Here is a 12,403-nt window from a genome sequence, read left to right as displayed (position 1 = left end):
GAGCTCATCCAGCTCTACCAGAATGCCTGTGGCCAGGAGATCAGCCGCTTCGGCGGCTACACGGCCCAGTACCTCGGTGACGGCATTCTGGTGTATTTCGGCTACCCCAGCGCCACCGAGGACACGGCCGAGCAGGCGGTGCGCTGCGCACTTGCGATGCGCCAATCGATCGGTCGGCTCAGCGAGGAGTTGCGCACCACTTGGGGCGTGACACTCGCCCTGCGCATCGGCGTGCACTCGGGCCTCGTGGTCATTGGCGACATGGGCGCCGGGGACCGCACCGAGCGACTGGCACTGGGCGAAGCGCCCAACGTGGCCGCGCGCGTGCAGGGCCTTGCCGAACCCAACGAGGTGCTGATCAGCGACGAGACGCGCAAGCTCATCCACGGGCGTTTTCTGTTGAGCGACCGCGGCACCCCTGAGCTCAAGGGCATCGAATCGGGCCTCGCGCTTTACGCCGTCGAGAAGCAGGCGACGGACATCCTGAAGTCCAAACTGCAATCGGCTGACGTACCGATTTTCGGCCGCGACGACGAGCTCGATGTGTTGAACGACGTGCTGGTCGCTGGCGACCAGTCGGGTGTCGAGAGCGTCTACATCGAGGGCGAGGCGGGCTCGGGCAAGTCGCAATTGCTGCGTGCCTTCCTCGCCAAACAGGACGCGCCGGTCACCGAACTGTTCTGCAGTGAGCACTACCTCAACACCCCCTACTGGCCGTTTTCGGTGCTGCTCGAGCAGCGCGCCGGCTTGCACAAACTGCCGGTGGCGGAGTGGCAGGACGCGCTCGCGGCGATGCTCGCCGAAGCGGGACTCTCGCAGGACCACCTGGTCGGCCTGTTGACCCTGCTGGTGGCCTCAGGCGAGGAGGTCAACACCCACGCGGCGTCTGCGCGCCAAGCCACCGTTGACGCGATCAACGCGCTGCTCTGCAAGCAGAGCGGCTTCGTGGTGTGCGAAGACATGCACTGGGCCGATGCGTCGACCCGCGAGCTGCTCGCGTCCTTGCCCGATGTGACGACGCCGACCACGGTGCGCCTGGTGCAGACCACCCGACCGCGCCGGGTGCGCGGCGCCGAGGTGCGCCCGCGCGCGACCCACATCCGCCTCGACGCGGTCGACCGGCAAGCGGCGGAGAACATTGTGCGCAGCGCGGTCGCGGGCGAGATGACCGAGGACGAGTGCTCTCACATCATCGACCGCGCCGCCGGCCTGCCGATGTTTCTGGTCGAGTTGGCACGCCAGCGCGAACAACCCGGCAAGAGTGTGCCCACGAGCTTGCACAGTGTGTTGCTGAGCCAACTCGAGCGTGTCGGCGAGGCGCGTCGCGTCGCCCAGGAAGCCGCCGTGCTCGGCATCGAATTCACCCGCGAGGAGCTCGCGGCCATCTCGCTTTTCAGCGGCCAGAAACTCGACGCCGCGCTCGACACGCTCGAGAAGGCCAACGTGGTCAACCGCTCGCCGCTGGTCGGTGGCTTTGGTTACCGCTTCTGCCACGCGCTGATGCACGAGGTGGCGCTGGGGTCGCTGCTGAAAAAGAGCCGCACCCAACTGCACCGTCGTTTTGCTCTCTATTTGCAAGAGCGGGCCCTGCCCAATCCGCCCGACCGCCAGATGATCAGCCGCCTCGCGCACCACTGGGGTGGCGCGGTGGCCGACCGCATGGCCGACCGCGGCGACATCGCTTCGGCCGTGCGCTTCTTGATGAGTTCGGCCGAGTCGTCGCTGGCGATCGCAGCCTACCGCGAGGCCCGGCTCGACCTCGAGCTGCTCGAGTCGCTCTCGCAGCGCCTGCCCGAGGGCCCCGAGCGCGACGAGATTGCCTTGAGCGTGTACATGACCAAGTGCGTGGTGCACCTTGCGCGCGCAGAGTTTGCCTCGCCGGAAGTTGAGGCCGAGCTCGTCGGCGCCAAGCGGCTCTGCATCAAGCTCGACAAGCGGCGTGAGCTGGCGCAGGTGCAACTCAACCTCTGGATGATGTATCTGTCGCGGGGCAACTACCCAAAGAGCCTGAAGGTGGCCACGGCATCGCGCGACCTGGCGTTGGAACTCGGCGACGACGTGATCCGGCTGCGGGCCACAGCGGCCCAGTCGAATTCGGCGTTCTGGCTAGGTGACCTTGAAACCGCCTACACCTTGGCATTGGAGGTGATCAACGAATACTCGCCGGGGTGCGACCCGCGTGGTGTGGTCGAACACGGCTGGGACGCCGGCGTGCAGGCCTACATGGTGGTGGTCTGGTCGGCCTGGTTGCTCGAGCGCGATGACGCCGAGTCGTTGTTGTCCGACATGGCTGTCATGACGACCCAGCTCGACCACGCCTTCAACCGCATGTTACACGCCAACACGGCGGCCATGCTGCACGTGATGCGCGGGGACGGTGAGGCGGCGTTGGCGAGTAACAGGCAGCAGGTCGCGATCGCGAAGGAATTCAACATCGCCTTCTACCGCATGCTCGGCGACATGTTTAACGCGGCCGGGCTCGCGTCGATCGGCAGCGGCGACGACGGCTTTTACGCGGCGGACCGCAGCTACCGATACTACGAGAAAAACCTCGGTGGGCTCGGCCAGTCATTCATTGCCGCAATCATGACACTGGTGTACGCCGACCAGGGTGACTACGACCGAGCCCTGACGGTGGCCAAGTCGGGGCTCGCGCACTGTGAACTTGCCAGCGAGGGTGTGTACAAACCGCTGCTGGCGCACCAGGTGCGCTGCCTGACGGACCAATCGGCGCCGTCGCTCGAGGCGCTGTGGCAGTTCCGTCGACGCCACGATGCAGTCGAGCACAAGGCGTAGTCGGCCTACCGTGTCCCGCGGTTCGCACGGGAGACCGCAGCGGTGAAAGCCGAGTCCGATCGCCTGCGCTGCCTCGCCTTCCAGCTCGACGCCGACGGTATCAGCACCGCCCCGCGGCGTGACGCCCACGTGGACCGCGTGGCCGACGCCGTGCAGGCGGCGGCCGAGCGCGCCGGTGGGGTCGACCTGGTGTTGTTGCCGGAGCTCTCGACCGTCGACTACAGCGCGGCGGCCTTCGACGCGCTCGCCGACCTGGCCGAGCCGCTCGACGGCCCGAGCCTCGCGCGCTTTGCCGCGCTCGCCCGCGCGATCGACGCCACCGTCGTCTTCGGCATGCCGCGCGTGGACGCGCACGGCCGCTATTTCATTTCGCAGGTGGTTGTCGACGCCGACGGGCGGCGGGTGGGCCACTACGACAAGGTGCACATCGCGCAGTTCGGTGCATCCGCCGAGAAGCGCTGGTTCCACCGCGGCGACCAAGGCCTCGCCTTCGAGGTGCGCGGCTGGCGGTTGGGCGTCGTGATCTGCTACGACATGCGCTTCCCCGGCTACGTCAGCCGCCTGGTGCAGCGACACGCGCTCGACGCCGTGCTGCACCCGGTCGCCTTCACACGCGACGGCTCCTGGCCGAGCTGGCACGCCTTTGTGCAGACCCGCGCGCTGGAGCACCAGGTGTACTGGCTCAGCCTGAACCGGGCCGGCGCCGACTGGGGCCACTCGCTGTTGTGCCCGCCCTGGGTTGACGAGACGACCCAGCCTGTCACCTTCGACACGCGGGCGTCGAGCGAGGTGATCGAGCTGGCCCGCGCGGCGCTCGCCGAGGCGCGCACCCGCTACCCGTTTCGGCAGGACGCCCTCGGCGACTACAGCAGCGTCGTGCCCTGAGCGTTGTCGCTCAGGTGGCCGCCGCTGCCCGGTTGGCGCCGACGCGGTGCCAGGCCAGTAACGCCACCGCGAGCACGCAGGCCGCGAGGTGGATTGCCTCGGGGCGCATCAACAAACCGACGGCCACGGCCAGCCGCACTGCGACCCAGGGCAGGCTCAGTTCGGTGGTGTCGAAGCGCGCCAGCGCGCTGGCAACGAGGTAGAGCGCGAGCACCAGGCGGGCGATGAGCCAGACCAGCGCCGAGAGCGCGACGCCGTTTTCGTACCCGGGCAGGAAAGAACGGTCCGGGCTTGCGGGGTCGATCAGCGCCTGGTCGATCAGCAGCAGCTCGGGGTAGAAGGCGAACACGAAGGGGATGGTGAACATCACGATGCCCGAGCGCACCGCGCTGAACCCGGTCGACATGGGTTCGGCCTTGGTGATGGTCGAGGCAGCAAAGGCGGCGAGCGCGACCGGCGGCGTGATCGCCGAGGCGACCGCAAAATAGAACACGAACATGTGCGCGGTGAAGGTGGCGATGCCGAGGCCGATCAGCATCGGCCCCATCAGCAGGGCGACGTTGATGTAGGCCGGCACGGCCGGCATGCCCATGCCGAGCAACACGGCGAGCAGCATCGTGATCAGGAGCGCGATGAACTGGAAGAACGCCGACCCGCCGCCGCCGAGGTCGAGCGACAGGAGGAAAGTCAGCACGTCGATCGCGACGAACTTCGAGAGCCCCGTGAAGTTCAGGCACACGTCGATCACGGTGACGGCGAGGAACATCAGGTAGAGCGTCGAGATGGTGGTGCCCGCCTCGGCGAGGCCGTCGAAGAGCTTGCGCGGCTGGGCGCGGAAGTCCTTGTCAAGAAACAGCAGCACGATCACAAGCGCCGCCGCCCACCAGCCGGTCGCGCCGGCGTCGCCAGCCGCGTTCTGCACGATCTGCAGGACCCAGGGCAGGTCGTGCGCGCGGCAGTGGCCGTTGAAAACACTGGTCTCGACGCCGAACAGCCAGCCGAGCGGCCCGCAGCCAACCGCGTCCTTGGGGGTCAGCAACAGGAAGAGGATCAGGAGAATCGGCAGGAAGATCTGCGACAGGTAGAGCACGTCGGCGCGTGTGATGCGCATGTCCTCGGTGAGTTCGCCGAAGGCCTCGATGCCCTGCTTGCGCGACTGGAACACGGCCGAGAGAAAGAGGCACAGGAAGTACGCGAGCGCGGGCAAGAGGGCGGCGATGACGATGTCGCGGTAGGGCACGGCTGTCAGCGCGGCGAGCACGAAGGCCGCCACGCCCATCACCGGCGGCATGATCGACCCGCCGGACGAGGCCGCCGCTTCCATGCCGCCGGCGAACACTTTGGAAAAGCCGCGCTTGAGCATCATCGGGATGGTGAGCACACCGGTCGAGAGCACGTTGACCACCGGGCCGCCGGTGATCGTGCCGAACATCGCCGACGACACGATCGCCGCGTGCGCCGGCCCGCCGCGCAGGCGACGGGTCCAGCGGAAGGCGAGCTTGATCAGCGACTTGCCGCCCGCCGATTTGCCAAACATGGCCCCGAGGATGATGTACGGGAACACCACGTTCATGATCACGTGCATGAAGCGGCCGAGCATGCCCGAGGCGTTGTTGACCAGCGCGTCGTGGACGTTGGGCCGGCCGTCGAGGAAGGTGCGTGGCTCCCCGCCGAGCTTGGTCATCAGGTACTTGTTGATGTCGTCCGGGCCGTGGAAGTACCAGACCAGCACGGTGCCGATGGTGTAGAGCGCGATGAGCAGCGACACCAGCACCAGCGGCAGGCCCCAGACCTTGATGTTGTAGCCGAGGAACACGAGGATCGAGAGGCCCATGATCAGCACCAGCCAGATGCCGGTGGTCTGGACGCATTGCGGGTCCTCGACCGTGTCCGGCACCGGCAGGCCCATCTCCTCGGCAAAGGCGATCTCGGCCTCGAGTGTCTGCGCGATCAAGCGCGCGCGTTCACCGGTGATCGCGTCGATCAGGCACACGCTGTCGATTTCGATCAGGTAGGTGAGCGAGACTGCCGCGGCCGCGACCACTAGTGCAATGTCCATGAAAAGGCCGAAGCCGGCCCGTGCGCTGCCGCGCCACGCGCGCCACATCGAGTGCTTGAGCGCGACGATCAGCATCATCAGGAAGAAGATGATCGGGTAGAACCACTCGGTCGAGAACGCGCGCACCTTGAGGTCCTCGACGCCGCTCAGGCCACGCCAGAGGTCGTCCCAGCCCGGGATCACCGGCATGCTGTTCAGCGCGCCGAGCACGATGAAGACGAGCGCGAGCCCGTAGAGGGTCAGGTGCGAGAGGGAGCCGGAGGCGGTGCTGTCGTCGGCCATGGTCTACTCAACTCGGTGCGACGCGTTGCACGCTGTCGCTCGCCGCACCGGCGGCAGTGAAAACGCCCGTGCCAGCGGCGTCGCCGGCGACGGGCAGGGCGCGCACCGCGGTGTGCGGTGCGCGTTCAGTGGGGCTGCCAGTTCAGCGGGGCTGCTCTTCAGCGCGGCTGCCTATCAGCTGGCCACCGCGCAGTCTGGCAACTCGTAGCCGGCATCGCGCCACGCACGGGCGGCACCCGGGTGGTACTGCACCGGGTTCCGGCCGCACATGCCGAGGCCCGGGTTGTCGAAGTTGACCGTGTCCCCGAAGGGCGCTTTGGCCTTCAGGTCGTCGAGGGTGCTGACGTAGGCCGCCACCAGGTCGTAGACCAGTTGCTCGTCCATGTCCTTGTGCACCACCGCGCCGCCGATGGTGGCCATGCCGCGGAAGGTGTCGTCTTCGGAGATGAAGGTCCACTCGTCGCCCATCGCGGCCTGCACCTGCGCGAGCGGGAGTTCGGCCGGCGCGCTGCCGGGCGCCTGCATGTACTTCTGCATGGCCTCGCTGTTGTACGCCTCGATCGGGATCGACCAGCCGGTCATCTTGCCGGACGCACCGAGCGACACCACGCGGCTGCCGGGGAAGAGCTCGGGCAACACGACGGCATCGGGCTCACCGCCCGAGATAACCGCGGCCGCCTGGCCCCAGTTGGCCTGCATGCCGGTGTAGCCCTCGCCGTCCTTGAGGCCGGTGACGATCTGGATCACGCTGCGCGCGTTGGTCAACGCGCCGCCCCGCGGCGGGCCGTTGTAGATCGTGCGGCCTTCGAGGTCGTCCCAGCCGTTCACGCCCTTGGCGTCGAAGGCGTAGAGGAAGAAGATGCCGAGCGTGAACGGGAAAATCGCGCGCAGGTTGCCAGCGAGTTCCGCGCCCTTCTCCTTGCCAAGCTTGCCATACGGGCCGACGCCGCGGCTCATCAGGAAGGGCAGGATGTGTGGCGTCGCGGCGATGTCGGTCTTGCCTTCGGCGACGTTCTGAATCGAGTTGGTCAGCGTCTGCCCGTCGGCCAACTGGATGTTGGCGACGCCGCTCGTGCCCGCCACCTCGACGAGGTGGGTGGGGGCCAGGTGGGTCGCGCCACCCGGGCTCGCGGTTTCGGCGCTCAGGTTGACCTGGGCGTTGGCCGTGGTGCCAAGCGCCGTCGCCGCGACGATCGCGGCGAACAGGTTGCGTACTTTCATGTGGGTCTCCTCCCCGTGGGCCGGGTTTGTGTGGGTGCCGGTCTTGGCATCTTGTTAAGCGGCTTCTGTGTTGTCGGGTTCTCGGGTGTCCTTGTCGGACAGGCACGCCTCGAACTGCGGTTGGGCAATGGCGTTGGCCTTGTCCAGCAAGTGCTTGAGTTGCTCGAACTCGTCCGGGTCGAAGCCGTCCGTGACAGCGGCGACGAGGTCGCGCGCGCGCGGCCAGATGCGATAGAAGGTCGCCTGGCCCGCGTCGGTCAGCGACATCAGCCGACGGCGGCGGCTGGTCGGGTCGTCCCGCCGCGCGATCAGGCCCTTGGCCTCGAGCGCGCTGGCCGCGCGGCTGCCGTGGGCCGGGTCCATCGAGTTGTTCTGCGTGATCTGTCCGAGGTGGCAATCGCCAAATCGCGCAAGCGAGTAGAGGATGCGCCACTCGAGCAGTGGCATGTCCTCCTGACGCAACACGCTGCGCAGCATCATGCGCTGAATCTTGTTCGCAAACGCGACCGCGCGGACGATGATGAAATCGTCGACCTCGTCCGGGCTCAGCAGCGGGGGATTGCGGGTCATGGGCAGGCGGGGTGGCAGGGCGCTACGCAGCAAAATACATGGCAAATGCAATATAGCGCAAGCGCTTTGAGGCGCCTTGGCAGGACGGGCTGACCGCCCCATCGCCGTGCCGCGGTTCAGGGGCTGTGTGGGGCTTCGATAGTCAGCGCCTTGTGGTCGCTGTGGCAATCGAGGTGGCGCTCGAGCGCGGCGCGGTAGGGGCTGACCACGGCCGGGGTATCGTTGATCGTCTGCACCTCGACGCGGCGGCGTGCTGCGAGGTGCGCGAGCGGGGCGAGCACGGCCCCGAGTGCAGGTGCGTCCGGCTCGATCAGGAAGCGGAGCTGCTTGCCGGCGCGTTCGATCACCAGCGCGAGCGCGCCGTCGTGAAAGGCGAGCGCGTTTTGCGCGCGGCGCTGCGGCAGCTCGGGCCAGTCGAGGCCGAGGCCGCAGGGGCTCACCGGGTCGAGCGCGTTGCACCAGAAACTGCCGGTGGCGCTCGGGTGGCGGCGCAACAGGTGCAGCGCTTGCGGGCTTGCAAATTGCGGCCCGGCCAGTTCGTCGAAGAAGAGGCCCTGCACCACTTCACCCGCGAGCTCCATCACGCGCAGCGCCTGAAAGAGCGCGCGCCAGGCCATCGGCTCGCGGCCGTCGTCGCACTCGCGGTTGACGAGGTCGCGGTTCACCACCCCGTAGCGGTCGAGCAGCAGGTACACGCGCTCGCGCGCGCGCTCGAGCTGGTCGAGTGGGTTGCTCGCGACGGTGGGCTGGGGCGAGAGCCGCCACACCCCCGGCCACCCCACGGCCGCGGCGCGCGCGTTCTGCAGGGCGCGCCGCCCGCTGATGCGGCGCCCGGCGCGGGCGCGGTGGTGGGCGCTTGGGGCGCTGGTCAGTCGGTACTGGGCGAGCGCGCCCTGGCGCAGCGGCTGCACTGCGTCGGCTGTGACAACGCCGGCCCACACCGCGTCCCACCAGCGCGCGTTGAAGGCGTCGAGGTCGTCTTCGGGTGCGGTCGCCTGCAGCTGGTCACGCACCTGATTGAAGCTGTAGCCGGCGGCCGGGTCGGCGAAGCCCGCGCGCAGCGCGGCGACATCGTCCGTCGGTTCGCTCGGCGCGTAGAGCAGGTCGGTGTCGTCGTCGTAGTGCAGGCTGATGCGTTCGCGGCTGTGGCCGCGCCAGCGGATCGCGTGCTCGCGCAGGCTGTCGTCGAGCTGGTGCGACGACAGGCCCGGCAGGCGGGCGGCCAGACAGTCGTCAAGCACGGTGCTCACCGGCGCACGGTAGCCGCGCAACCGGTCGAGCGCGTCGACGGTGTTATCCGCGGTGGGCGGTTTGCCGAAGCCGTGCCAGCGCGCGAGAAAATCGGGCAGCGCGGTGGCCGGTCGCGTCTCGAAGGCCGGTCGGTTGGCGGCGCGCTGCCAGCGCAGGATGATGTCGAGGTTCTCGGCGTCGAGCGTGTAGAGCGCCTCGTCGTCCTGCACCCGGACATCGCCGACCAGCCGGCCGTCCTCGAACAGGCCGTTCGGCACGCTCGGCAGCAGCGCGACGACCTGCTCGGTGCGCAAGGGGCCGTAGAAGCTCAGGATTTCGCAGGCCTGGGTCAGGCTGTCGCGCGCGTCCTCGAGCGCGGGCAGCGCCGACCGGCTGGGCGTCGCGTCGGCGGCGAGGCCGCTCGCCACCAGCGCGTGCGCCTGTTCGAGGTGGCAGACCCAGCGGCGTTCGCCTGCGCTGAACACCACCAAGCGGTCGTCGTGCGCGTCGGGCTGGCCCTGCCAGCCGTCCCACCACTCCGCCTCGGGCAGCAGCACGCGCTCGCGCACCCAGTCGCGCCAGTCGGCGTCGGTCTCGGGCCGGTAGTCCGGGTGGCTGCGCTGGCGCTTGGCGACGAACTCGGCGCAGATGACCGGGTTCAGCGGCGGGCGCACGGCGGCGTTGCGCACCGCCTCAGCGATCAGGTCCGCGTCGAGCTGGCTCGGCCCGGCGTGCTCCGGCGTGTCGTCGGCGTAGACGAGTGGGGCGATCTGCTCGTAGCTCAGGTTGCGGGCAAACGGCGAGGGCGCATCGGTTTCGGCGTACGACCAGAGCAGGCTGCCGTCGGCCAGGCGGCCAAGGTGCTGGCGCAGGGCGCCGAGGTCGAACTCGTCCTGCAGGCAGGTGCGCCAGGTTTCGAGCATCACCGGGAAGTCGCTGAAGTCGCGCGTCGCCGACATCAGCTTCTTCGCCTGCAGGCGGCTCATCCAGAGCGGCAGGCGCTGGTTGAACTTCTGCCGCGGCAGCAATAGGAAACGGCCACACACCTCGCGGAAGCGCGCGCCGAAGAAGCCCGAGCTCTCGAGCGCCGCGCGCAGCAGCGCGTCGAGGTTGTGCGGCTCGACCAGCGCCATGACCGCCTCGGGCGTGGGGTTGGCCTTGGCCAGCACGATGATCGCGTCGTTGTCGCTGTGCACCTCGGGCGACTCGTCGAAGGTCTGCTGCCAGGCCGCGCCGAGCGCGAGCGCGTAGGGGCGGTTCGCCTGGCCGCCCCAGACCGTGTGGATCACCCACTGCTGTTGCAGCTCCGGCCCGCGGTAGCCGTCGGGCCCGCTCTGCATGCGCTCGAGCACCACGTGGTCGCTGTGCGGCAAGGCCGAGCCGGTGCTCTCGCGCTGGCGGCTCAGGTAGTCCACGAGCTTGGTGGCCGCGCCGGCGTCGAAGTGGTGCTGCGTTTGCAGCGTGTCGACCAGCTCGTCGGGGTGCGCGTGTTGCAGTGTCTGCTCGGCCTCGGCGAGGAAGGCGGCGATGCGGTCGGCGAAGTGCGCGCTGCGCTCGAGCTTCTCGGCGCGCCAGAAGGGCGGCGCAATGCCGACCGGGCGCGCGGGTTTGACGAAGACGTCGTTGTGCGTGATGCGCTGCACCTGCCAGTGCTGGGTGCCGAGCGAGAACACGTCGCCGATTTTCGCCTCCCAGACGAACTCCTCGTCGAGCTCGCCGATCTGCGCGCCGCCGTCGCCGTGGCGGATCTGGTAATAGCCGCGGTCCGGGATCGAGCCGCCGGCGTTGTAGAACGCAAACACGGCGCTCTTTTTCGCGCTGACGGTACCCTGCAGGCGGTCGTACTCGATGCGCGGTTCGAGCGCGCGCACACGCGCGCCGCTGTAGCGCCCGGCGAGCTGTTCGAGCACGCGGTCGAATGCCTCGCGGCTGAGGCGGCGGTAGGGCTCGGCGCGGCGCAGCAGCGCAAACAAATCGTCGGTGGTGCGGGTCTCGGTGGCGGTGCACGAGATGATGAACTGCGCGAGCATGTCGAGCGGGCAGTCGACCGGCCGGAGCGGTTCGAGGTCGCGCTCGAGGGTCGCACGCGTCAGCACCGCCGCCTCGAGGAAGTCGTGGTCGTGCACCGGGAAGAGCGTGCCACGGCTCACCGCGTTGACCTGGTGCCCCGCGCGGCCGAGCCGTTGCAGCGCCTGGGCAATGCCGGGCGGCGACTGCACCATGACCACCTCGTCGAGGTCGCCGATGTCGATGCCCATTTCGAGCGAGCTGGTCGCAACGATGGCGCGCAGCTCGCCGGCCTTCAACCGGCGCTCCACTTCGCTTCGGATGTCGCGCGCGAGCGAACCGTGGTGCGCCCAGGCGAGTGGGCCCGGGTGGTGGCTCGCGTCGTTGATCTTCAGCGTCACCTTCTCCGCGAGCTTGCGGCTGTTGGTGAAAAAGAGCGTGCTGCGGTTGGCCTCGGTGATGTCGCGAAAGCGCTCGGCCAGCGCGTCCCAGATCGGCTCTCCCTGCTCGGCTGCGCGCGCCGCTTCATCGGGGTAGCGCACCGACAGCTCGAGCGCCTTGTCGATCGACGGGTTGATGATCTCGATCGGCCGGGGCGTGCGCGCGGCGTCATGCCCGGCGACAAAGCGCGCCACCTGCGCGAGCGGCTCGACCGTCGCCGACAGCGCGATGCGCTGCAGCGCATCGCCCGTCAGCTCCACCAGGCGCTCGGCCGAGACCGCGAGTGACACCCCGCGGCGGTTGTCGGCGACCGCGTGCACCTCGTCGAAGATCACCGTCTCGACGTGCGAGAGCGCCTCGCGGCCGCGCACCGTCGTGAGCATCAGCGCGAGGCTCTCGGGGGTGGTGATCAGGATGTCGGGCGGGCGGCGCAGCAGGCGTTGTCGCTCGCTCTGCGGCGTGTCGCCCGAGCGCACCGCGACGCGCAGTGCCGGCAGCGCCTCGCGCTCGCGCAAGCTCGCGAGCGGCGCAATCAGGTTGCGCTGGATGTCGTTGTTGAGCGCCTTGAGCGGGGAGACGTACAGCACGCGTGTGCGGCCGGTTTGCCATTCGCCGGTGGCGAAGCGGTCGATCGCGTAGAGAAAGGCCGTCAGCGTCTTGCCGCTGCCGGTCGGGGCGGTGGCGAGCACGTGCGCGCCGCGCGCGATCGCCGGCCAGGCCGCGGCCTGCACCGCAGTGGGTTCCCCGATTGACGAGAGAAACCAGTCGCGAACGGCCGGCGAAAACGCCGCCAGCGCGGCCGCAGGCGGTGCCACGGCCGGGCTCAGAGCACGATCAGGACGTACCCGCGGTCCACGTACTCCGCGATCTTGGCCGGGCCGCTCGGGGTGACGTCGATGTGGTCGGGGTACT

6 protein-coding genes are annotated in these 12,403 nt (G+C 68.8%); 2 read left to right on the top strand and 4 right to left on the bottom strand.

Annotated features, from left to right (window positions below):
• On the top strand, positions 1 to 2,796 hold a 2,796-nt coding region (locus AAGA11_21065), incomplete at its 5' end, for an AAA family ATPase (GenBank protein ID MEM9605366.1).
• Between the two features lie 42 nt (positions 2,797 to 2,838).
• Complete coding sequence (locus AAGA11_21060) at positions 2,839 to 3,681, top strand: carbon-nitrogen hydrolase family protein (GenBank protein ID MEM9605365.1); 843 nt, start codon at positions 2,839 to 2,841, stop codon at positions 3,679 to 3,681.
• Between the two features lie 10 nt (positions 3,682 to 3,691).
• Here the strand turns inward: AAGA11_21060 and AAGA11_21055 are convergent, their stop codons facing one another.
• The 4 genes from AAGA11_21055 to AAGA11_21040 all read right to left on the bottom strand — a co-directional run bounded on the left by AAGA11_21055 (position 3,692) and on the right by AAGA11_21040 (position 12,306).
• Positions 3,692 to 6,022, bottom strand: coding sequence for a TRAP transporter fused permease subunit (locus AAGA11_21055; GenBank protein MEM9605364.1), 2,331 nt, complete (start codon positions 6,020 to 6,022; stop codon positions 3,692 to 3,694).
• Between the two features lie 174 nt (positions 6,023 to 6,196).
• Positions 6,197 to 7,243, bottom strand: a complete 1,047-nt coding sequence (locus tag AAGA11_21050) for a TAXI family TRAP transporter solute-binding subunit (protein MEM9605363.1) — start codon at positions 7,241 to 7,243, stop codon at positions 6,197 to 6,199.
• 54 nt (positions 7,244 to 7,297) lie between these two features.
• Positions 7,298 to 7,813 carry a MarR family winged helix-turn-helix transcriptional regulator gene (locus tag AAGA11_21045; protein MEM9605362.1) on the bottom strand — a complete coding sequence of 172 codons (516 nt, stop codon included), beginning with the start codon at positions 7,811 to 7,813 and terminating at the stop codon, positions 7,298 to 7,300.
• 116 nt (positions 7,814 to 7,929) lie between these two features.
• Positions 7,930 to 12,306 carry a DEAD/DEAH box helicase gene (locus AAGA11_21040; protein ID MEM9605361.1) on the bottom strand — a complete coding sequence of 1,459 codons (4,377 nt, stop codon included), beginning with the start codon at positions 12,304 to 12,306 and terminating at the stop codon, positions 7,930 to 7,932.
• Positions 12,307 to 12,403 lie beyond the last annotated feature (97 nt).

The sequence above is a fragment of the Pseudomonadota bacterium genome (assembly GCA_039196715.1).
Classification (GTDB): Bacteria; Pseudomonadota; Gammaproteobacteria; order CALCKW01; family CALCKW01; genus CALCKW01.
The sequence above is the reverse complement of the archived record's forward strand: the minus strand, read 5'-3'. Positions and strand labels throughout refer to the sequence as shown.